This window comes from Luteimonas wenzhouensis (assembly GCF_007859305.1).
GTDB classification, from domain to species: Bacteria; Pseudomonadota; Gammaproteobacteria; order Xanthomonadales; family Xanthomonadaceae; genus Luteimonas; species Luteimonas wenzhouensis.
The window spans coordinates 247,178-266,797 of the sequence record NZ_VOHE01000003.1; the positions used below are offsets into that span (position 1 = coordinate 247,178).

Here is a 19,620-nt window from a genome sequence, read left to right on the forward strand (position 1 = left end):
GCGCCGGCAAGGTGGGCCCGTGCGGAAGCGGAACGACATGCCCGTCATGGACGCAATGCCGCGCACTTCCCCCATCCCTGGAGAACGTGATGAAGAATTCCCGCAAGCCGCTGGCCGGACTGATCGCCCTGGGCGCCGCCCTCGCCATCCCGATGGCCTTCGCCCAGGACGCGACGACCGCGCCGCCGCAGGATCCGGCGACGCAGGACTACCCGACCCAGTCCACCGCGCCGTCCACCAGCCAGCAGCCGCTGACCTGGGCCGACCTGGACGTCGACGGCAACGGCACGCTCAGCCGCACCGAGGCGGCCAGCCTGCAGTCCCTGGCGCAGGTCTTCGACCAGGCCGACGCCGACAGCGACGGCGAGTTGACCCCCGACGAGTACAAGGCGTTCGTGGCGGCGGCCAACGCCAGCCAGCCCGAGGGCGGCGGCACCGACTGACCGCGGCTGACGCCCGCTTCACCCGCCGGTGGCCCCTGGGGCCCCGGCCCACGGATCGGCGGCCCCCCGGGGCCGCCGATGCCGTGTCCGCACCCGCATAATGGCGCCATGGACACCGCGATCGAGATGGTCGGCTTCGACGCCGACGACACCCTCTGGCGCAGCGAGGATTACTTCCACGCCGCCCAGGACGAGTTCGAGCAGATCCTGGCGCGCCACGTCGACCTCGCCGACGCCCGCGTGCGCGAGCGGCTGTACGCGGTCGAGCGCGGCAACATCGCGGTGTTCGGCTATGGCGTGAAGGGCATGGCGCTGTCGATGGTGGAGGCCGCGGTGGACATCACCGGCGGCTCGATCCCGGCGCGCGACCTGCACCGCATCGTGCAGATCGCCAAGGACATGCTGCGCCACCCGGTGGAACTGCTGCCGGGGGTGCGCGAGGCGGTGGAGGCAGTGGCCGCCGAACACGCCGTGGTGCTGATCACCAAGGGCGACCTGTTCCACCAGGAAGCCAAGGTGCGCGACAGCGGCATGGCCACCCTGTTCCGCCGGATCGAGATCGTCAGCGAGAAGGACATCGCCACCTACGCACGGCTGATGGAGGAGTTCGGGATCCGTGCCGACCGCTTCGTCATGATCGGCAACTCGATGCGCTCGGACATCGTGCCGGTGCTGCGGCTGGGCGGGTGGGGCGTGCACGTGCCCTACCACCTGACCTGGGCGCACGAGAACGATGCCGAGGACGTGGTCGGCCATCCGCGCCTGCGCCAGGTGGCCTCGGCCGGGGACCTGCCGGCGGCGCTGCGCGACATCGTCGCCTCCGCCGCGGCCGCGCCGGTGGCACCGTGAGCCCCGGGCCTGCCGCCGCGGCCGCGGTGCTCGCGCTGGCGCTCGCCACGGCGGCGGGCGCCGCCGCGCAGGAAGCCGGCGGCGGGCCGCAGGCCGCGGCGGAGGAGGCGGCGCGGCCGGGGACCGGCGACGACTGGATCGACCTGCGCCTGGACGACATGGACCGCTACGCGGCGCGCTACCGCGACGCGTTCGTCGACGAGGTCGCGCGCTACCTCGAGGCGCCGCGCGCGCTGGTCGTCGATGCGCTCGGGCACGGCATGCGCCCGGGCGACGTGTATTACGCCTGCGCCCTGGCGCGGGCCTCCGGGCGCGCCTGCCGCGGCCTGGTCGAGGCCTGGCGCGAGGATCCGGGCGGCGGCTGGCCTGGCGTCGCCGAGCGGCTCGGGCTTGCGCCGGACGACCTGCATCGGCGCGTCCGCGACGACATCCGCGCCAGCTACCGGCGCTGGGCGCGACCCGACGGCCACCTCGCCCCGCGCCGGGGGCGCTGACGCGCCGCGCTTCTCGCCGCGTTGACGCCGTCCCGGCCCAAGATGGCGGCGATCGGGAAGGCGGGGCATCGGCATGATCGACGTGGCTATCGTGGGTGGGGGACCCGCGGGACTCACCGCGGCGCTGTACCTGCGTCGCTTCCACCGCTCCTGCGTGGTCTTCGACACCGGCGAGAGCCGCGCGCGCTGGATCCCGGAAAGCAACAACTGCCCCGGCTTCCCCGGCGGCGTCGGCGGGCGCGAGCTGCTGCAGCGCCTGCGCCGGCAGGCCGGTTCGGTGCAGGTGCCGTTCGAGCCGTTGCGCGTGGACCGCATCGCCGCCGCGGACGAGGGCTTCGACGTGGACGCCGGCGGCCGCCGCTGGCAGGCGCGCATGGTGATGATCGCCACCGGCCTGCGCGACCGCCTGCCCGGACCCTGGGGCGAGGAGGCATTGGCCTGCGGCGCGCTGCGCCTGTGCCCGATCTGCGATGCCTTCGAGGCCAGCGACGCCCACATCGGCGTGTACGGCCACAGTCGCGACATCGGCTCGCACGCGGGCTTCCTGCGCGCCTTCTCGCGGCGCGTGAGCGCGTTGCCGTACGACGGCGGTGATGGCGGCGAGGACGGCGCCGCCGCGCGCGCGGCCGGGGTGCGCTGGCTGGGCGCGGGCGAACTGGAGTTCGACGGCGAGCGCTGTCGCTACCGCGGCGACGGCGAGACGCTCGAACCCGACACCGTGTACTCGTTCCTCGGCTTCACCACCTCGGTGCCCACCGACGGCCTGGACCTGCGCCGCACCGACGGCGGCGAGATCCTGGTCGACCGCCACCAGCAGACGCGGACGCCGGAGCTGTACGCGATCGGCGACGTCGTCGGCGGGCTCAACCAGATCGCGGTTGCGGTGGGGCAGGCCGCGGCGGCCGCCACCCATGCCCATGGCCAGCTGCCCGAGCTGGCGCGCGGCGGCGCGGGCGGCCCGTGAACCCGGACTGGATCGGCTGGGCCGCCTCGGCGATCCTGCTCGCCACGCTGGTGCGGCAGATCCGCAAGCAGGTGGCCGATGGCGGAGCGGGCGTGTCGCGCTGGCTGTTCATCGGCCAGAGCCTGGCCTCGGTCGGCTTCATCGCCTACAGCGTGCTGCTCGACAACTGGGTGTTCATCGTCACCAACACCTGCATCCTGCTCACCGCGATCGTGGGCCAATGCCTGCGGCCCCGGAAACACTGAGCCGACGAGGCAACGCGCAGCCCCCTGCCACGACTGACGCCGAAGCGACCCGCAACCCCACGAAACGCGCATCACCGGGGGCGCGGCGCAAAGGCATCGGGCAAACAACGTCAAGCCGGGACGGGGCGGCCGCGATCCATCGCGCAGTCGTGCCGCGGGCGCGGTCGCGGAAGCACCGCCACGGAGATCCGGCGCGGCGGAAAAAAAGATTTCCGGACATGGCAATCTCCCCGAAAGGGGTACCACGTTTGCGACACGCCTGTGGCGGCCATCGGCCGGCGCATGCGGCTGCTTGCGGGCGTCGCGGCCGGGATGGCCGCAACGGTCGTGGTGCGAGGAGCCTGCACATGTACATCGGAGTCGGGGAATGCAAGAAATTCTCGCCCACGGCCGGGGCCGCGCACGTCGCGTGCGGCGGGCACTGCTGCCCGTGGCCTGCGCGATCCTGTCCGCTGCGCCCGCCGGGGCACAGGACACGCCGTCCATCGCCGGCTGGCAGCCGGGCGACCAGCAACAGGCGCTGAGCGCTCCCGCGTCGCCGCCACTGCTCGACACGATCACCGTCGACGTGCCCGCGCCGCGCGAGCGCGCCGGCGCGCAGGCCACCGTGCCCACGCGCGGGTTCCGCGTCGCGGGCGTCGGCGAACATCCGCGCCACGGCATCACTCCGGCCTCGATCCAGGCGCTGGTCGACGCGCGCTTCCGCGCGCTCGCCGGCGATGCGCCGGAGGCCGCGCTGACCTTCGCCCAGCTCCAGGACGTCGCTGCCGCGGTGACCCGTGCCTACCGCGAGGCGGGTTTCCTCGTCGCCACCGCCTACGTGCCGGCGCAGACCATCGGCGAGGACGGCGTGGTCACCCTCGAGGCCCTGGAAGGCCGGCTGGGCCGCGTGCTCGTCGAGGGCAACCGCCGCGTGCGCAGCAGCGCGATCGCGGCGCCCGCGCGGCGGCTGGAAGGACGCAGCCTGCACCGCGAGGAAGTCGACACGGCGCTGCTGTCGATGCGCGAGCTGCCTGGCGTCGATACCTCGGTCGTGCTGCAGCCGGGCGAGGCGCCGGGTGAGACCGACATGCGCGTGACCGCCACCGAGGAAGCGCGTCCGTATTCGGTGAGCCTGGCCACGAGCAACCACGGCAGCCCGATGACCGGTCGCTATCGCGCCCAGGTCGGCCTGGCCTGGCGCAATGCGCTGGGCCTGGGCGACGTGTTCAGCGCAAGCTACGCGCACGGCTTCTCGCCCGAGCAGAGCAGTGCGGTCTCGGTGGGAATGCAGGTGCCGCATCGGCCTGCCCGACTCGCCGATCCATGCCCGCGACCCGGACGCGCAGACGGTCACCGCCCTGGGCAGTCCGCCTGCGTACTTCTACATCGTGCGCCAGGAGGACGAGGTGTCCCTGGAGCCCGTCGTCCGGGCCCAGGTCGCCAGCCACCGCGAGGTTGCCCACCTGGATCCTGGCGCGTGGGCGTCCGACGCCCCGGACCATGGCGTCGTGGAGCCGGGCATCCGCCTGGCCGACGACCAGGCGCCGACCTGCGATCCGCAACGCCGGGCGCCGGACTGCGAGACCCTGCACTGAGGGCATCGGTCCCGGCAGGCGGGGCGGGGACCGGGCGCGAAAGCGGCGATCGCCGCCTCCGCGCCGCCGGCTTGGGTACGGAGGCAGGGGTTGGGCGGTATCCTTGCTTCGCGGCTTATGGGTCTGTATAAAAGCTTTTATGCTGGTTTTGACGGGGTAACAGCTCTTTTGAGAGTCGTTATACGTGGTGTTGTTAACGTGTTGTATATGAGCCCTTAGTGGTGTAGATTGGGGATAAGGTCCCCTTTTCGATCCATTACGCCATGGCGCCCGCTATCGATGCCCACCTGCGCGAACTGGGCGAGCGCGTCGCCCGGCTGCGCCTGGGCCGCAACCTCACCCAGGCCCAGGTGGCGCGCGAGGCGGGCACCTCGGTGAGCAGCGTCAAGCGCTTGGAAGCGGGCGAGAACACCTCGCTGGACACGCTGCTGCGGGTGCTCGGCGTACTCGGGCTGGAGCGCCACCTGCTCGACGCGCTGCCGGACCCGGCGGTGCGCCCGGCCGAGCGGGTCCGCCTGGGCGGTCGCGAACGCAAGCGGGCCCGGCCGGCCGCCGGTCACGTGCCCAAGGCCAGCGACTGGGCCTGGGGCGAGGAGGACGGCGGGTGACGGATGCGACGGTCCGCCTCTGGGGCCGTGACATCGGCGCGGTGACCTGGCTTTCCGATCGCCAGCACGCGGTGTTCCAGTACATGCCCGAGTTTGTCGGCAGCGGGATCGAACTGGCGCCGGTGATGATGCCGCTGCGTCCCGAGCCCTATGCCTTCCCGGGGCTGCCGCGCGAGTCCTTCCTCGGGCTGCCGGGCCTGCTCGCCGACTCGCTGCCCGACCGCTTCGGCAACGCGCTGATCGACGCCTGGCTGGCGTCGCGGGGGCGCCCGCCGGGCAGCCTCGATCCGGTCGAACGCCTGTGCTACATCGGCACCCGCGGCATGGGCGCGCTCGAGTTCCGGCCGACGCTGGCGCGCGGCGCGGCTGCCTCGCGCACCGTGGAGATCGACGCGCTCACCCGCCTGGCCAACGACGTGCTCAACGACCGCCTGGGCCTTGCCGGCGACCTCCACGGGGGCGATGACCGCGACGCGCTCGAGGACATCCTGCGCGTGGGGACCTCGGCCGGCGGCGCGCGGGCCAAGGCGGTGCTGGCCTGGAACCCGGACACCGGCGAATTCCGCTCCGGACAGGTCCGCGCCGGCGAGGGCTTCGGCGACTGGCTGCTCAAGTTCGACGGGATCGCCAACAACCGCGACCGGGAGCTGGCCGACCCCCAGGGCTTCGGCCTGGTCGAATACGCCTTCCACCTGCTCGCGGTGGCGGCGGGCATCGACATGACCGAATGCCGCGTGCACCGCGAGGGCGGCCGCGCGCACTTCATGACCCGCCGCTTCGACCGCGACGCGGCCGGCCGCAAGCTGCACATGCAGTCGCTGGCGGCGATGCGCCACTTCGACTACAACGCGCCCGGCGCGCATTCCTACGAGCAGGCGGTGGAGACGATCCGGATGCTCGGCCTGCCGCGCCACGACCTGGAGCAGCAGTTCCGCCGCGCGGTGCTCAACGTGCTGATCCGCAACCAGGACGACCACGTCAAGAACATCGCCTTCCTGATGGACCGCAAGGGCGAATGGCGGCTGTCGCCCGCGTTCGACGTGGCCTACGCGCACAACCCCGACGGCCACTGGACCAACCGCCACCAGATGAGCCTGGGCGGCAAGCGCGACGGCTTCGAACTGGACGACCTGGTGGAGTTCGGCCGCTTCTGCGGCTTCAAGCCGCCGGCCGCCCGCGCCGTGATCGGGGAGATCCACGCCCAGGTCGCGCGCTGGATCGACTTCGCCGACCGCGCCGGCGTGCCCGAAGCCATGGCCGCCGCCATCGCGCGCGGCCTGCGCCTCGGCCTGGTGGACGGCGGGCGCTCAGCGGCGAAGGGGTAACCTTCGCACTGCGCCCGATGGCCCGCCGCGCAACCCGGCCTCGGGCCCGTCCACGCGCCACGCCCCGTCCCGACACATCGCCGCGACACGCCGGCGCCCCACCACGCGATCCATCCCATGGCTTCCACCGCTTCCCCCGACACCACGATCCCGCCGGCGCGCGACGGGCAGCGCGCGACCGTCGCCGAGCGCCTGTCGGTGGCGCCGATGATGGACTGGACCGATTCGCACTGCCGCGTGTTCCATCGCCTGCTGGCGCCGTCGGCCCGGCTGTACTCGGAAATGGTGCACGCCAACGCGGTGATCCACGGCGACCGGGCGAAGCTGCTGGCGATGGATCCGGTCGAGCACCCGGTCGCGCTGCAGCTGGGCGGCAGCGATCCGTCGCTGCTGGCGCAGGCGGCGCGGATCGGGGCCGGGCACGGCTTCGACGAGATCAACCTCAACTGCGGCTGCCCCTCCGACCGGGTCCAGGCCGGTCGCTTCGGCGCCTGCCTGATGCGCGAGCCGGCGCTGGTGGCCGAGTGCGTGGCGGCCATGATCGAAGCGGTGGCGACGCTGGACCGGCCGGTGCCTGTGACGGTGAAATGCCGTCTGGGCGTGGACGACGACCACGACTTCGACCGCTTCATCGGCTTCATCGACGCGGTGGCCGCGGCCGGCTGCCGGATGTTCGTGGTCCACGCCCGCAACGCCTGGCTCAAGGGCCTGAGTCCGAAGGAGAACCGGGAGGTCCCGCCGCTGCGCTACGACTGGGCCTACCGGCTCAAGCGCGAGCGGCCCGGGCTGCAGATCGTGGTCAACGGCGGCATCGCCAGCGTGGACGAGGTGCGGGCGCACCTGGAGCACGTGGACGGTGCGATGCTGGGCCGGGCGGCCTACCACGATCCCTACACCCTGCATCTGGCCGACGCGGCGCTGCGCGGCGTCGCGCCGCTCCCGCGCGCCGAACTGCTGCGCGCGCTGCGGCCCTACGCGGAAGCGCAGCTGGCGCAGGGCGTGCCGCTGCGCCACCTCAGCCGCCACATCCTGGGTCTGTTCCACGGCCAGCCCGGGGGGCGCGGCTATCGCCAGGTGCTGAGTGCCGGCGCGCACCGGCCCGGCGCCGGCTGGGCGCTGGTGGAGCAGGCGCTCGCGGCCACCGCGCGGGGCGCCGCCGTGGCCTGACCGGGGGCCCCTGGCGGCGGGCGATGAACCGCGGCTGGGCGGTGAAGGAAAAGTTAATGCCCGTTCACCGCGGGCCGCCAAGAATGCCGGTCCACCCACGCGATACGCCCGTGCCCGCCCTGCAGTCCCCGCCATGACCGTGTCGTCCTTCCGTCCGTCCGTCGTCATCCTCGCCGCCTCGGTCGCGCTCGCCGCGCTGGCCGGCGCCGGGCCCGGCTGGGCCCAGGAATCGCCCCGCGAGCGGCGCGACCAGCCCCGGCACGGACACGAGTCGCCGCGGCCGCGCGGACCGTCGGCGCGGCCGCCCGGGCACAACCGCGACGCGCTGGCGGATTCGGTGCGCCGGTTCGAGCGCGACCATCGCGGCAGCCGCGTGCTGAGCGTGGAGCGCATGCAGTCCGACGGCCGCGACGTCAACCGGATCAAGGCGATGGACGATCGCGGCCGGGTCCGGGTCTACGTGGACGATCCCCAGCGCCGGCCGCCGCCGCGCCGCGCACCTACACGCGACGACCACGACTGACGCTGCATTCTGTTCAGGCAGGTCCGGCCACACTGGGGCCATCCTGAACAGACTGAACGGAGTGGTTGCATGCGCATCCTTCTCGTCGAAGACGAAGCCCCCCTGCGTGAAACCCTGGCCGCGCGCCTGAAGCGCGAGGGATTTGCCGTGGATGCGGCCCAGGACGGCGAGGAAGGCCTGTACATGGGCCGCGAGGTGCCGTTCGACGTGGGCATCATCGACCTGGGCCTGCCGAAGATGTCGGGCATGGAGCTGATCAAGGCCCTGCGCGACGAGGGCAAGCAGTTCCCGGTGCTGATCCTGACCGCGCGCTCGAGCTGGCAGGACAAGGTGGACGGCCTCAAGCAAGGCGCCGACGACTACCTGGTCAAGCCGTTCCACGTCGAGGAGCTGCTGGCCCGGATCAACGCCTTGGTGCGCCGCGCCGCCGGCTGGAGCAAGCCGATGCTCGAGTGCGGCGCGGTCGTGCTCGACCTGGCCGCGCAGACGGTCACCGTGCACGGCAAGAACGTCGACCTGACCAGCTACGAGTACAAGGTGCTCGAATACCTGATGATGCACGCTGGCGAACTGGTCTCGAAGGCCGACCTCACCGAGCACATCTACCAGCAGGACTTCGACCGCGACTCGAACGTGCTGGAGGTCTTCATCGGCCGGCTGCGCAAGAAGCTCGACCCCGAGGGCACGCTCAAACCGATCGAGACCGTGCGCGGCCGCGGCTACCGCTTCGCCATCCCGCGCAACACCGAAGCCTGATCCGCGCCGGCGGCCCGCGCCGGACCCGCCGCCGTGGCGGGCCGGGACACGGCTGCGGCGCGATCGGCTATCGTGGGCGACGGCGCCCCGCCGCCGCCCGTGCCCCGATCCCGTTCCGAACCCATGAGCAAAGGCAAGCCCTCGCGCGAACTGCCGTGGCGCCCGCGTTCGCTGCAGGCACGCCAGCTGACGGCCGCGAGCCTGGGCCTGGTGGCATTCCTGGCGCTGGCCGGCTATGCACTCGACCGCGCGTTCCAGGACGTGGCCAGCGAAGGCCAGCGCGACCGCCTGCGCAACTACGTGCTGGCCTACGCCGGCGAGGTGGAGTTCCTGCGCAACGGCGACCTGTACCTGCCCGACAACGGGCCGGACGAGCGCTTCGACCGTCCGGGCAGCGGCCTGTACGCGGAGATCGTGCTGCCTGACGGCAGTTGGGTCTCGCGGTCGGCGTCCGGGCCGCAGCTGCCCGAAGCGCCGATGCTCGGCGGCGGCGAGGAGCGGTTCGAGGGCCCGCTGCCGATGGTCCGCGCCGACGACACCCCCGGGCACGTCTACCGCTACGGCCTGGGCATGATCTGGGCGCCGCAGGGCTCCACCCCCGAATCGGAATTCCCGTACACCATCTACGTGATGGAGGACGCCGGCACCGTGCCGCGCCAGGTGCGGGTGTTCCGCGCCGCGCTGTGGGGCTACCTGGGCGTGGCCGGACTGATCCTGCTGCTGCTGCAGACCCTGGTGCTGCGCTGGAGCCTGTGGCCGCTGCGCAAGGTGATCGACGAACTCACCCGCGTGCAGCGCGGCCAGGCCCACCGCCTGGGCGAGCGCCATCCGCGCGAACTCGAGCCGCTGACCGACAGCATCAATGCGCTGATCGAGAGCGAACGGCGGAACCTGGAGCAGCAGCGCAACACCATGGCCGACCTCGCGCACAGCCTGAAGACGCCGCTGGCGGTCATGCGCGCGCGCCTGGATTCGGACGCCAGCGAGCAGGAACTGCGCGAGGAGGTCGCGACCCAGCTGCAGCGCATGACCGACCTGGTCAGCTACCAGCTCGGCCGCGCCTCGACCACCGGCCACACCCTGTTCGCCGCACCGGTCGAGATCGAGCCGCATGCCGAGGCGCTGGTGCGCAGCCTGGAGAAGATCTACGCGTCCAAGGGCGTGATCTGCGAGTTCGAGATCGACCCGGCCGCGCGCTTCCACGGCGAACCGGGCGACCTGCAGGAATTGCTGGGCAACCTGATCGAGAACGCGTTCAAGTGGGCGCGGTCGCGGGTGCTGCTCACGGTCGAGCCCGGGGCCACCGCGCCCAACCGGCGCCCGGGCCTGCTGCTGGCGGTGGACGACGACGGCCCGGGCATCCCCGAGGAGCGCATCCCGCTGGTGCTCCAGCGCGGCGTGCGCGGCGACGAGCGGGTGCAGGGACACGGCATCGGCCTGTCCATCGTCCAGGACATCGTGCGCAGCTACCGCGGCGAACTGCACGTGGGCCGGTCCGCCGAACTGGGCGGCGCGCGCTTCGAGGTGCGGCTGCCGCCTGGGCTGTAGCAGCGGCGCGCCCGTCGCGGCTCAGGCGCCGGCCGCGCGAGCGTCCGCCGGCGAGCGGCCGTAGAAGCGTTCCAGGTGCCGGGCCACGCGCGGCAGGTGCACGCGCAGCAGGGCCGGGTCGCTGAAGTGGTACTCGCTGCACACGGCGAAGAATTCCTCCGGCGCCTCGGCCGCGTAGGGATCCACCGCCACCTCCCGGCCGGCGTCGACCGCGGCCACGAAGCCGTCGTAGGCCTGCTGGAAGTCCCGTGCCCATTCGCGCTGCCACGCGCGCGGCAGCGGCGGCGTGCCATCGAGCACGCCGTCGAGCGCGTCGAGCTTGTGCGCCATCTCGTGCACCGCCACGCAGAAGCCGGCATAGGGGTCGTCGAGGTCGGCTTCCACGTCCGCCCACGACAGGATCAGCGGCCCGCCGTCCCAGGCTTCGCCGATCAGTTCGTCGTCCCATTCGTGCAGCACGCCGGCGGCGTCGACGTGGCTGCGGTTCACCCGGAACGCATCGGGATACACGATCAGCTGCGACCAGCCGTGCAGGCCCTCTGGGCCGAACTCCAGCAGCGGCAGGCAGCACAGCGCGGCGAGGGTGGCGCACTGGGCGGGGTCGAGTGCGAGCGGTTCGATCGGGGTGATGGTCTTGCGCTGCAGGAAGCGCGAGGCGAGCGCACGCAGCCGCTGCGCACGCCCCGGGTCCAGCGCGGCCACCCACGCGACGCGCGCGGCCACCTGCTGCCAGATGGCATCGTCGATCGGATCGGGTGCGCGGCCCAGCAGCCGCCGGATCAGTCCCGCGGGCACGCCCCGGAAACCGTCAGCGGATCATGCCCGGCAGGAAGCTGTGCCAGCGCGGCGGACGGGTGGCCGTTCCGGCATCGCCCGCGCGCCGCGTTGGCGTGGTGCGCGCCGGCGTGGGCGGCGAGGGGCGCTTGTCGGGGCGCAGCGCCGGGGTCTCTTCCGCGGCCTCGTCGTCGGTGCCGAGCGGGCAAGCGCTGGCACCGCCCCCGTTCGCATCCATCATCGCCGGCTGGCGCGCCGCCACGGGCAGCGCGGCCAGGGCCAGCAGCAGGCCCGACAGCAGCTGGATTCGGGTACTCGATCCTGGAGCCATGGCAGCCTTCCTTCGACAGCTGTTGCGGAGGCAACAACCCACTATACACAGGTCGGCGTGGGCTGCGCGCGGAGGAGGGCCGAACGTGCGCGCCGCCCGCTCGCCCGCCGGTCCCGCGCCGATCCCCGATAATCGGCCCATGACCCGGATCCCGCCGCCGTGACCACCGCCGCCGACCGCAGCCTGCTGATGCGCCTGGCCGAGGGACCGGTCTCGGGCGATGCGCTGGCGCGCGAGGCCGGCCAGACCCGGGCCGCGGTGTGGAAGCGGATCCAGGGCCTGCGCCGCGCCGGGGTGGCGATCGAGGCCTGGCCGGGCCGCGGCTATGCGCTGGCCGCGCCGCTGGACCTGCTCGACGCCGCGCGCATCCGGACGGCCCTGCCGCCCGCCGTAGCCGCCGGGATCGATGCGCTGGAGGTAGCCTGGTGCCTGGAGTCGACCAACTCCGAACTGCTCGGCCGGGCCCAGGGCGCCGGCGTGCAGGTCCTGCTGGCCGAACGCCAGAGCGGCGGACGTGGCCGCCGCGGACGGGCCTGGGCGTCGCCGCTGGCGGCCAACCTCTACCTGTCGGTGGCGCGCGGCTTCGAGGGCGGGCTGGCGCGGCTGGGCGGGCTGAGCCTGGTGGCCGGCGTCGCCGTCGCCGAGGCCCTGCGCGGGCTGGGCGCCGCTGCGGTGGGGCTGAAGTGGCCCAACGACATCGTGGTCGCGGACGCTGGCGGGCTGCGCAAGCTCGGCGGCATCCTGGTCGAAGGCGGCGGCGAGCACGCCGGTCCGGCGCGCGCGGTGCTGGGCATCGGCCTGAACGTGCGCATGCCGGCGGCGTTTGGCGCGGGCATCGACCAGCCGTGGACCGACCTGGGCGCGCTGCTCGACCCGGCGCCGTCGCGCGACGCGCTGGCCGCGGCGGTGCTCGCCGCGCTGCTGCCCGCGCTGGAGTGCTTCGACCGCGACGGGCTCGCTCCGTTCCTGCCGCGCTATGCCGCCTGCGACGCGATCGCCGGGGCACGGGTGCAGGTCCAGGCCGGCGACGGATGCCACGAAGGCCTCGCGCTCGGACCGGCCGCCGACGGCGCGCTGCGGGTGCGCACCGCGGGTGGCGAGCGCAGCTTCCACGCCGGCGAGGTCAGCCTGCGGCGCATGGAGCGCAGCGCATGAGCCGGTGGCTGTTCGACCTCGGCAACTCGCGGCTGAAGTTCGCGCCGCTCGACGACGCGGGCCGGATCGGCCGGGTGCAGGCGGTCGCGCACGACGCGCGCGCGTTCGCGCCGGGCTGGGACGACGCCCTGCCCGCGCGCATCGGGGAGGCCCACGTCGCCAGCGTCGCGGCGCCGGAGCTTCGGGTGGCCCTGCTCGATGGACTGGCGCGTCGCTGCGGCCGCATCGAACTGGCCGCTACCCAGGCACGCTGGGCCGGGCTGCGGATTGCCTACACCGAACCGGCCCGCCTGGGCGTGGACCGGTTCCTGGCCCTGCTGGCCGCGCACGCCCGCGGGGGCCCCTGGCTGGTGGTCGGGGTCGGGACCGCGCTCACCGTGGACCTGGTGGACGGCGACGGTCGCCACCACGGCGGCCGGATCGCGCCGTCGCCGGCGCTGATGCGGCAGGCGCTGCATGCCCGCGCCGCGCAGTTGCCGGCCGCCGGTGGCCGCTATCGCGAGTTCGCGGCCGGTACCGACGATGCGCTCGAATCGGGATGCACCGGGGCCGCGCTGGGACTGCTCGCACGCAGCCAGGCGGGGGCGCAGGAGGCCTGCGGCGCGGCGGTGCCGCTGCTGCTGCACGGCGGCGGCGCCGGGGCGCTGCTGGCGCACCTGCCGCAGGCCGTGCACGCCCCGGCGCTCGTGCTCGAGGGGCTGGCGCGCTGGGCCCGGCCCGACGCAAGCGCCTAGAATCGGCCGATGCCGATCCGCGCCCTGATCGTCCTGCTGGTGATCCTCAACCTCGGCGTCGCGCTGTGGTGGGTCACGCGCACGGAGCCGCCGCCGCCATCGGATCCGGCGCTGCCGGCGGGGGTCGAACTGCTGCGCCTGCCCGGCGAGGACGCGCCCGCCACGCCAGCGGCGCCCCCGGTCGCTGCGGAGGCCGCGACTGGCGATGCCGCGGACGCCGCTGCCGGGGATGGCGCCGGGGCTGCAGGCGTCGCGGCGTCCAGCGGGCCGCCGGCCGCGGCGCCGCCGGATCCGCCAGCCGTGGCGCCGGAACGCTGCCTGCGCCTGGGGCCGTTCGACGATGCCGCCGCGGCCGGCGCCGCCGCCGATGCGGTGCGCGCAGCGGTCCTGCGCCAGGCGGTCCGTACGCTGCCCGAGGCCACGCGTGGCTGGGACGTGCGCATGGCGGCGCTGCCCGACCGCACCGCCGCCGAGGCCATGGCCGGGCGCCTGGGCGCGGCCGGGTTCCACGACCACTACCTGCTGTCCCCGGACGAGGACGGCCGCGTCGACATCGCGCTCGGCCGCTTCAGCACCGAGGAGGGCGCGCAGCGCCATCGCCGCGCGCTGCAGGAGGCCGGCTTCGACGCGGTGGCCCAACCGGTCGGCGACGCGGGCGTGCGCCACTGGCTGCATGTGGCGGTCGCGCAGGCGGCCGACGCCGACGCGCTGCGGCGCATGGCCGGCGCCGCGCGCGCCTCCCGGGTCGACTGCGCCACGCTCGGCGCGGCGGGCCGCTGAGGCCCGTGGGCTAGAATGCGGGCGTCCGGTGCAGGCCGTCGCCGCTTTAGCTCAGCTGGTAGAGCAACCGCCTTGTAAGCGGTAGGTCGTCCGTTCGAATCGGACAAGCGGCACCAGCCTGCGGCCAGGGCCGCCGCGCCGGATCCCGGGAGCCCGCGTTGACGCCGGGCGCACCAGCGCCGCGCCAGTCTTTCACCATGCCCGACACGCCGCCCGTCCACGCGCCGCCAGCACGCGCACCCGGCCAGAACGGGGCGGGCCCGCGATGATGCGCCGCCTGCCTGCCGGATGGACGCCGGTGCCGCGTGCGTTCTACCGCCGCCATCCCACCCTGGTCGCGTCCGAACTGCTCAACAAGCTCCTGGTCCGCGACGATGGCCGCGCGGGGCGCATCGTCGAGGTGGAGGCCTACGCCGGCAGCGAGGATCCCGCGGCGCATTCGTATCGCGGCATGACCGCGCGCAACGCCACCATGTTCGGCGAGGCCGGGCACCTGTACGTGTACTTCAGCTACGGCCTGCACTGGGGCAGCAACGCGGTCTGCGGCGAAGTGGGCGAGGGCGCGGGCGTGCTGCTGCGCGCGATCGAACCGGTGGCCGGCATCGAGCGCATGCGCGCGCTGCGCCCGGCGGCGCGCCGCGACCGCGACCTGGCCAACGGGCCGGGCAAGCTGTCGCAGGCGATGGGCCTGGACCGCAGCCACGACGGGGCCGACCTGGTGCGCGGCGACCGCGGCGTGTGGATCGCCAGCGACGGCACGCCACCACCCGCAAACCCGCGCGTGGGGCCGCGCGTGGGCATTTCGCGCGCGGTCGATTTTCCCTGGCGGTGGCGCACGCCCTGACGCGCGCGCCGTGCCGCGTCGCGCATGCGTCGATGGCGCGCGATCGCTAGACTGGCGCGAGGCCATCACGGAGTTGCATGCATGCCCGCCCCCTATCCACCCGTCTCGATCTTCGGCGTCCCCACCGACGTCGGCGCCGGCACCCGCGGCGCCTCAATGGGCCCCGAGGCGCTGCGGGTGGCCGGGCTGGGCGAGGCGCTGGCCGCGCGCGGCGTGGACGTGGTCGACAACGGCGACGTGTACGGACCGAAGAACCCGTGGCGCGGGCCGGTCGACGGCTACCGCCACCTCGACGAGGTGGTGGCGTGGAACCGCGCGGTCTACCAGGCCGCGAGCGACATCCTGGACGCGGGCCGGATGCCGGTGATGCTCGGCGGCGACCACTGCCTGGCCATCGGCTCGATCGCCGCGGTCGCCGACCACTGCCGCCGCGCGGGACGCAAGCTGCGCGTGCTGTGGCTGGACGCGCACACCGACTTCAACACCAGCCAGATCACGCCCTCGGGCAACATCCACGGCATGCCGGTGGCGTGCCTGTGCGGCATCGGTCCGGACGCGCTGACCGGGATCGGCGCGCACGTGCCCGCGATCGCGCCGGCGCAGGTGCGCCAGCTCGGCATCCGCTCGGTCGACCAGGACGAGAAGCGGCTGGTGAAGGAGCATCGGCTCGACATCTACGACATGCGCTATATCGACGAGGTCGGGATGAAGCAGGCGATGGAGCAGGCGCTCGCGGGCCTCGACGCCGACACCCACCTGCACGTGAGCTTCGACGTCGACGTGGTCGATCCGGAGATCGCGCCGGGCACCGGCACCCCGATCCCCGGTGGCGTGAACTACCGCGAGGCGCAGCTGATCATGGAGATGATCGCCGATACCGGCCTGCTCGGGTCGCTCGACATCGTCGAGGTCAATCCCGCGCTCGACGCGCGCAACCGCACCGCCGAGCTCGCGGTGGACCTGGTCGAGAGCCTGTTCGGCAAGTCGACGCTGATGCGCGATTGAGCGCGGCGTTGACGCTGCGGCGACATCAATGAATGCCGCGCCCCGCGGCGGTCGCCCGCGTGCGCCGGCCATCCGGTTTTTCAACGTGGATTTCACGGCCGCCCGCGTGAGATGGCGCCGACGCTCGCGGGTCCGCCGCGATCGCAGTTCCAGGAGAATCCACATGAAGCGTTTGATGGCCCTCATCCTGATCGCCCTGTTCTCTGCCGGCACGCTCAGCGCATGCAACACGGTCAAGGGCGTCGGCAAGGATGTCGAGAAGGTCGGTGACAAGGTTCAGGACGCGGCCGACGACACCGGCGGCACCGATCCGCGCTGACTGCGGGCCGATGCGAATCCCAAAGACCGGCGCAAGCCGGTCTTTTTTCGTCTGTGCGCGTGCAGTGGCGCGACGTGCGCGTGGCGCCGGTCGCGCTCCCTGCCGTCTTCCGTGCGGCAATGGGGCGGGGCCGTTGACGCGTTCAGCGTTCGCGTGAAAGCCGGCTTACGAATCCTTGATCCGGCCGTGATGCCTGGGCGTGGATGATGTGGCCATCGGCGCGTGGGAGGGACTTGCGCGCCGATGCCTTCCCCTACGAACGAGGACGCATGACATGAACAAAGACATCATCGCCGGCAAGTGGACGCAGCTCAAGGGCCAGGCCCAGGCCAAGTGGGGCGAACTGACCGACGACGTGTTCGACGTCGCCGAAGGCGACAGCAAGTACCTCGCCGGCAAGCTGCAGGAGCAGTACGGCTGGGAACGCGATCGCGCCGAGCGCGAGGTGCGCGAGTTCGAGAAGACGCTCAACTGATGGGCAACCGGGCCTGCGGATGATCCGGGCTCGCCGGACCGCATCGCTCCAGTAGTCATCCCGATCGACTGCGAAGGGCCGGCCATGCCGGCCCTTCGTCGTATCCGCGCGCGCGGACGCGGCCGTTGCGTCGTCACCAGGCTGGCGGGTCGGGGACGAACCCGCCGGGGAACGCCCGCGGGCCGCGCGGGGGCGGAGCACGTGGCGTGTCGCGCGGGCCGATGCCGCGCGCCGCCAGCGCCCACGGTGCGTCGTAGCGCAGCTGGGTGAGCTGCGCGGGCTGGCGGCTCGCGCGCGCGAACGTGGCCTGTCCTGCCGGTGACCACTCGCGCGGGCCGTGGCCGGTGCCCAGTTGCTGCGGTACGCGGGACGGGCTGGCGTAGGCGTCGGGCCCGGCCTGCACCGCGGCCGGCGCGGCCGGCGCGGGCGACGCGTGCGCCCGGGCAACCGGTGGGCGCGACACCGCAGGCGCCGCCGCGCGCTCGCGGAACACCGCCACGCCGATGGTGCCGACGTTGCCCGGACGCCCGGTCCGCGCGGCATAGCTCCGGTCCGGCGACGTGAACACGAACGCGGCCACGTCCTGCCACGACTTGCGCCAGCCCTCGATTTCGGCGCTCTGCCAGGGCTCGAGCACGTAACCCGGTTGCGACGGGCGCGCGGTCTGGCCGGTAATGGCGTTGACGCCGTCGATCGACAGTACCGCCAGCACCCGCTCGCCGCTGGTGTTGGTCAGGCGCACGGCGTAGCGGTGGCCGGGGGTGCCGGCGATCCAGGCCTCCCCGCGGGCCCGGTATTCGGGCAGCCAGCGGCCCTGCTCGCGGTCGACGATGTCGATCCGGACCAGGGACGCGGCCACGGCTGGCGCGGACGGCAGCAGCAGGCACGACGACAGGAGCAGGGCGGGCAGGCGTTTCATGGCGGCACCTCGTCTCGGGATCCGAAGCTGCCAACGCCCGGGCGCGCCGGACGGGGTTGGCGCGGCGGCGGGGTAAACTGCGGATCCTTCCCGCCACCCTCCACGCGCCGCGCAATGCCCCAATCCCGTACCCGCGTCCTGACCGGCATCACCACGTCCGGCACCCCGCACCTCGGCAACTACGTCGGCGCGGTGCGGCCGGCGATCGCCAGCAGCCGGGCCCCGGGTACCGAAAGCTTCTTCTTCCTGGCCGACCTGCACAGCCTGATCAAGGCCCAGGAGCCCGAGCGCACCCAGCGCTCGACGCTGGAGATCGCCGCCACCTGGCTGGCCGCCGGCCTGGATCCGGCGCGGGTGTGGTTCTACCGCCAGAGCGACATCCCCGAGATCACGGAGCTCACCTGGTTCCTGACCTGCGTCGCCGGCAAGGGCATCCTCAACCGCGCCCACGCGTACAAGGCGGCCGTGGACCGCAACCGTGTCGAGGGCGAGGACGACGACGCCGGCGTGACCGCGGGCCTGTTCATGTACCCGGTGCTGATGGCCGCGGACATCCTGATCTTCAATGCCCACAAGGTGCCGGTAGGGCGCGACCAGGTGCAGCACATCGAGATGGCGCGCGATTTCGGCCAGCGCTTCAACCACGTCTACGGCCGCGAGTGGTTCACCCTGCCCGAGGCGGTGGTGGAGGAGCACGTGGCCACGCTGCCCGGCCTGGACGGGCGCAAGATGAGCAAGAGCTACGGCAACACCATCCCGTTGTTCGCGCCGCCGGCGGAGCTGCGCCGGCTGGTGTTCTCGATCGTCACCGACTCGCGCGCGCCGGGCGAGCCCAAGGACACCGAAGGCTCGGCCCTGTTCCAGCTCTACCAGGCCTTCGCCACCGCGGAGGAAACGGCCGCGTTCGCCCGCGCCTACGCCGAGGGCATCGGCTGGGGCGAGGCCAAGCAGCGCCTGTTCGACCTGGTCGAGCGCGAGATCGCGCCGCTGCGCGAACGCTACCTCGACCTCGTCTCCCGGCCGGGCGACATCGAGGATATCTTGCGCGACGGCGCGCGCCGCCTGCGCGAGCGCTACGCCACGCCATTGCTGGCGCAGCTGCGCGACGCGGTCGGCTTGCGCGACCTGTCGAAGCTGCGCATCGACGCGTCCGCGACCGCCGACGCCGCGCCTGCCGCGCGCCCGGCGCCGCCGGTGTTCAAGCAGTACCGCGAGGCCGACGGGCGCTTCTATTTCAAGCTCGTGCAGGGCGACCGCGTGCTGCTGCAGAGCCACGCGTTCGACGCGCCGCGCGCTGCCGGCCAGGCGATCGCGGGGTTGCGTCGCGGCACCTTGGCGCTCGCGCAGGCGCCGGCCGCACTGGGCGAGGGCGTGGCCGAGTCGGAGGTCCAGGCCGCGCTGGAGGCGCTGGCCGCCGCCGATGCCGAGCGCGCGGCGAAGGAGGCCTCGTGAACCCGCTGGTCGAACTCAACCTGACCCTGATCCTGTTCCTGCCCTGGTTCGCGATCCTGGCGGTGCTGTACTGGCTGTTCCCGCGCCAGCCGCGCGGCCCGGCGCGCGTGCTCTACGACCTGGCCACGCTGGCGCTGTCGGTGGGCGCGTTCCTGTGGAGCGTCTATTGGGCGATCGGGAACGCCGATGGCGGCTATGGCAGGCTCTGGCCGCAGATCCTCGCGACGGCAGTGGGCTACGGCGTGTTCCTCGCCGTGCTGGCAATCGCGTTCGGGCTGCGATTCGTGCTGTTTCGCGGCCGCTGACCTGGTCGACCGCCGCCGGCGCATCGGC

Annotated in this window: 24 protein-coding genes and 1 tRNA gene; 22 read left to right on the forward strand and 3 right to left on the reverse strand. The window is 73.3% G+C overall.

Annotated elements, in window-relative coordinates; translation table 11 throughout:
• Nucleotides 1–89: 89 nt before the first annotated feature.
• From FQY79_RS07485 to FQY79_RS07540, 12 genes are all read left to right on the forward strand, one after another.
• A complete protein-coding gene (locus FQY79_RS07485) occupies nt 90–443 on the forward strand; it encodes an EF-hand domain-containing protein (RefSeq protein WP_425463190.1) in 354 nt (117 codons plus the stop codon).
• A gap of 108 nt (nt 444–551) precedes the next feature.
• Entirely contained in the window at nt 552–1,292 is a 741-nt protein-coding gene (locus FQY79_RS07490; protein ID WP_246123037.1) for an HAD family hydrolase, read from the forward strand.
• Nucleotides 1,289–1,786 (forward strand): hypothetical protein, encoded by a 498-nt coding sequence (locus FQY79_RS07495; RefSeq protein ID WP_146312299.1) that lies wholly within the window; start codon nt 1,289–1,291, stop codon nt 1,784–1,786. Before FQY79_RS07490 ends, FQY79_RS07495 begins: the two co-directional genes overlap by 4 nt.
• A gap of 73 nt (nt 1,787–1,859) precedes the next feature.
• Nucleotides 1,860–2,750 carry an NAD(P)/FAD-dependent oxidoreductase gene (locus tag FQY79_RS07500; RefSeq protein WP_146312301.1) on the forward strand — a complete coding sequence of 297 codons (891 nt, stop codon included), beginning with the start codon at nt 1,860–1,862 and terminating at the stop codon, nt 2,748–2,750.
• Nucleotides 2,747–2,995 carry a hypothetical protein gene (locus FQY79_RS07505; RefSeq protein ID WP_146312302.1) on the forward strand — a complete coding sequence of 83 codons (249 nt, stop codon included), beginning with the start codon at nt 2,747–2,749 and terminating at the stop codon, nt 2,993–2,995. The genes FQY79_RS07500 and FQY79_RS07505 overlap by 4 nt, the downstream gene beginning before the upstream one ends.
• A 367-nt stretch (nt 2,996–3,362) precedes the next feature.
• Nucleotides 3,363–4,703 carry a POTRA domain-containing protein gene (locus FQY79_RS07510; protein WP_146312303.1) on the forward strand — a complete coding sequence of 447 codons (1,341 nt, stop codon included), beginning with the start codon at nt 3,363–3,365 and terminating at the stop codon, nt 4,701–4,703.
• Nucleotides 4,704–4,835: 132 nt separating this feature from the next.
• Nucleotides 4,836–5,180, forward strand: coding sequence for a helix-turn-helix transcriptional regulator (locus FQY79_RS07515; RefSeq protein ID WP_146312304.1), 345 nt, complete (start codon nt 4,836–4,838; stop codon nt 5,178–5,180).
• Nucleotides 5,177–6,505: a type II toxin-antitoxin system HipA family toxin gene (locus tag FQY79_RS07520; RefSeq protein ID WP_146312305.1), complete on the forward strand. Its 1,329-nt coding sequence runs from the start codon at nt 5,177–5,179 to the stop codon at nt 6,503–6,505. The genes FQY79_RS07515 and FQY79_RS07520 overlap by 4 nt, the downstream gene beginning before the upstream one ends.
• Nucleotides 6,506–6,622: 117 nt before the next feature.
• A complete protein-coding gene (gene dusA / locus FQY79_RS07525; RefSeq protein ID WP_146312306.1) occupies nt 6,623–7,672 on the forward strand; it encodes a tRNA dihydrouridine(20/20a) synthase DusA in 1,050 nt (349 codons plus the stop codon).
• Between the two features lie 133 nt (nt 7,673–7,805).
• Nucleotides 7,806–8,195, forward strand: a complete 390-nt coding sequence (locus tag FQY79_RS15360; protein WP_186759848.1) for a hypothetical protein — start codon at nt 7,806–7,808, stop codon at nt 8,193–8,195.
• Nucleotides 8,196–8,264: 69 nt separating this feature from the next.
• Nucleotides 8,265–8,951, forward strand: a complete 687-nt coding sequence (locus tag FQY79_RS07535; protein ID WP_146312307.1) for a response regulator transcription factor — start codon at nt 8,265–8,267, stop codon at nt 8,949–8,951.
• 123 nt (nt 8,952–9,074) lie between these two features.
• The gene (locus FQY79_RS07540) at nt 9,075–10,499 is read left to right on the forward strand and encodes an ATP-binding protein (RefSeq protein WP_146312308.1); all 1,425 of its coding nucleotides are present in this window, start codon (nt 9,075–9,077) and stop codon (nt 10,497–10,499) included.
• Nucleotides 10,500–10,520: 21 nt separating this feature from the next.
• Here FQY79_RS07540 and FQY79_RS07545 read toward each other — a convergent pair whose 3' ends face one another.
• Both FQY79_RS07545 and FQY79_RS07550 read right to left on the reverse strand, forming a co-directional pair.
• A complete protein-coding gene (locus FQY79_RS07545; protein WP_425463191.1) occupies nt 10,521–11,294 on the reverse strand; it encodes a M90 family metallopeptidase in 774 nt (257 codons plus the stop codon).
• A gap of 13 nt (nt 11,295–11,307) precedes the next feature.
• Nucleotides 11,308–11,604, reverse strand: coding sequence for a hypothetical protein (locus FQY79_RS07550; RefSeq protein WP_146312309.1), 297 nt, complete (start codon nt 11,602–11,604; stop codon nt 11,308–11,310).
• A gap of 159 nt (nt 11,605–11,763) precedes the next feature.
• Between FQY79_RS07550 and birA the strand changes: the two genes are divergently transcribed.
• The 8 genes from birA (at nt 11,764) to FQY79_RS07590 (ending at nt 16,916) form a co-directional block, all read left to right on the forward strand.
• Complete coding sequence (birA, locus tag FQY79_RS07555) at nt 11,764–12,759, forward strand: bifunctional biotin--[acetyl-CoA-carboxylase] ligase/biotin operon repressor BirA (RefSeq protein ID WP_281289296.1); 996 nt, start codon at nt 11,764–11,766, stop codon at nt 12,757–12,759.
• The gene (locus FQY79_RS07560) at nt 12,756–13,493 is read left to right on the forward strand and encodes a type III pantothenate kinase (protein WP_146312310.1); all 738 of its coding nucleotides are present in this window, start codon (nt 12,756–12,758) and stop codon (nt 13,491–13,493) included. The genes birA and FQY79_RS07560 overlap by 4 nt, the downstream gene beginning before the upstream one ends.
• A 9-nt stretch (nt 13,494–13,502) precedes the next feature.
• Complete coding sequence (locus FQY79_RS07565; protein WP_146312311.1) at nt 13,503–14,273, forward strand: SPOR domain-containing protein; 771 nt, start codon at nt 13,503–13,505, stop codon at nt 14,271–14,273.
• 40 nt (nt 14,274–14,313) lie between these two features.
• A tRNA-Thr gene (locus tag FQY79_RS07570) sits at nt 14,314–14,389 on the forward strand.
• A gap of 149 nt (nt 14,390–14,538) precedes the next feature.
• The gene (locus FQY79_RS07575; RefSeq protein ID WP_246123038.1) at nt 14,539–15,117 is read left to right on the forward strand and encodes a DNA-3-methyladenine glycosylase; all 579 of its coding nucleotides are present in this window, start codon (nt 14,539–14,541) and stop codon (nt 15,115–15,117) included.
• Between the two features lie 81 nt (nt 15,118–15,198).
• The gene (gene rocF / locus FQY79_RS07580) at nt 15,199–16,122 is read left to right on the forward strand and encodes an arginase (RefSeq protein ID WP_146312312.1); all 924 of its coding nucleotides are present in this window, start codon (nt 15,199–15,201) and stop codon (nt 16,120–16,122) included.
• A 163-nt stretch (nt 16,123–16,285) separates the two neighbouring features.
• Nucleotides 16,286–16,441, forward strand: a complete 156-nt coding sequence (locus FQY79_RS07585; protein WP_146312313.1) for an entericidin A/B family lipoprotein — start codon at nt 16,286–16,288, stop codon at nt 16,439–16,441.
• A 274-nt stretch (nt 16,442–16,715) separates the two neighbouring features.
• A complete protein-coding gene (locus FQY79_RS07590; RefSeq protein ID WP_146312314.1) occupies nt 16,716–16,916 on the forward strand; it encodes a CsbD family protein in 201 nt (66 codons plus the stop codon).
• Nucleotides 16,917–17,049: 133 nt separating this feature from the next.
• Here FQY79_RS07590 and FQY79_RS07595 read toward each other — a convergent pair whose 3' ends face one another.
• Nucleotides 17,050–17,835, reverse strand: coding sequence for a hypothetical protein (locus FQY79_RS07595; RefSeq protein ID WP_146312315.1), 786 nt, complete (start codon nt 17,833–17,835; stop codon nt 17,050–17,052).
• Between the two features lie 114 nt (nt 17,836–17,949).
• Here FQY79_RS07595 and FQY79_RS07600 point away from each other — a divergent pair, with 114 nt between their 5' ends.
• Together FQY79_RS07600 and FQY79_RS07605 are read left to right on the forward strand one after the other, a co-directional pair.
• Nucleotides 17,950–19,287, forward strand: coding sequence for a tryptophan--tRNA ligase (locus FQY79_RS07600; protein ID WP_146312316.1), 1,338 nt, complete (start codon nt 17,950–17,952; stop codon nt 19,285–19,287).
• A complete protein-coding gene (locus FQY79_RS07605) occupies nt 19,284–19,592 on the forward strand; it encodes a hypothetical protein (protein WP_246123039.1) in 309 nt (102 codons plus the stop codon). Before FQY79_RS07600 ends, FQY79_RS07605 begins: the two co-directional genes overlap by 4 nt.
• Nucleotides 19,593–19,620: the final 28 nt, after the last annotated feature.

Excerpts from the sequence above, each read along its gene's own strand:
- dusA (WP_146312306.1), top strand. The coding sequence starts at position 6,623 with ATGGCTTCCACCGCTTCCCCCGACACCACGATCCCGCCGGCGCGCGAC.
- FQY79_RS07540 (WP_146312308.1), top strand. The coding sequence starts at position 9,075 with ATGAGCAAAGGCAAGCCCTCGCGCGAACTGCCGTGGCGCCCGCGTTCG.
- FQY79_RS07490 (WP_246123037.1), top strand. The coding sequence starts at position 552 with ATGGACACCGCGATCGAGATGGTCGGCTTCGACGCCGACGACACCCTC.
- FQY79_RS07565 (WP_146312311.1), top strand. The coding sequence starts at position 13,503 with ATGCCGATCCGCGCCCTGATCGTCCTGCTGGTGATCCTCAACCTCGGC.
- FQY79_RS07560 (WP_146312310.1), top strand. The coding sequence starts at position 12,756 with ATGAGCCGGTGGCTGTTCGACCTCGGCAACTCGCGGCTGAAGTTCGCG.
- FQY79_RS07515 (WP_146312304.1), top strand. The coding sequence starts at position 4,836 with ATGGCGCCCGCTATCGATGCCCACCTGCGCGAACTGGGCGAGCGCGTC.
- FQY79_RS07510 (WP_146312303.1), top strand. The coding sequence starts at position 3,363 with ATGCAAGAAATTCTCGCCCACGGCCGGGGCCGCGCACGTCGCGTGCGG.
- FQY79_RS07585 (WP_146312313.1), top strand. The coding sequence starts at position 16,286 with ATGAAGCGTTTGATGGCCCTCATCCTGATCGCCCTGTTCTCTGCCGGC.
- FQY79_RS07590 (WP_146312314.1), top strand. The coding sequence starts at position 16,716 with ATGAACAAAGACATCATCGCCGGCAAGTGGACGCAGCTCAAGGGCCAG.
- FQY79_RS07485 (WP_425463190.1), top strand. The coding sequence starts at position 90 with ATGAAGAATTCCCGCAAGCCGCTGGCCGGACTGATCGCCCTGGGCGCC.
- FQY79_RS15360 (WP_186759848.1), top strand. The coding sequence starts at position 7,806 with ATGACCGTGTCGTCCTTCCGTCCGTCCGTCGTCATCCTCGCCGCCTCG.
- rocF (WP_146312312.1), top strand. The coding sequence starts at position 15,199 with ATGCCCGCCCCCTATCCACCCGTCTCGATCTTCGGCGTCCCCACCGAC.
- FQY79_RS07600 (WP_146312316.1), top strand. The coding sequence starts at position 17,950 with ATGCCCCAATCCCGTACCCGCGTCCTGACCGGCATCACCACGTCCGGC.
- FQY79_RS07550 (WP_146312309.1), bottom strand. The coding sequence starts at position 11,604 with ATGGCTCCAGGATCGAGTACCCGAATCCAGCTGCTGTCGGGCCTGCTG.
- FQY79_RS07500 (WP_146312301.1), top strand. The coding sequence starts at position 1,860 with ATGATCGACGTGGCTATCGTGGGTGGGGGACCCGCGGGACTCACCGCG.
- FQY79_RS07535 (WP_146312307.1), top strand. The coding sequence starts at position 8,265 with ATGCGCATCCTTCTCGTCGAAGACGAAGCCCCCCTGCGTGAAACCCTG.
- FQY79_RS07575 (WP_246123038.1), top strand. The coding sequence starts at position 14,539 with ATGATGCGCCGCCTGCCTGCCGGATGGACGCCGGTGCCGCGTGCGTTC.
- FQY79_RS07595 (WP_146312315.1), bottom strand. The coding sequence starts at position 17,835 with ATGAAACGCCTGCCCGCCCTGCTCCTGTCGTCGTGCCTGCTGCTGCCG.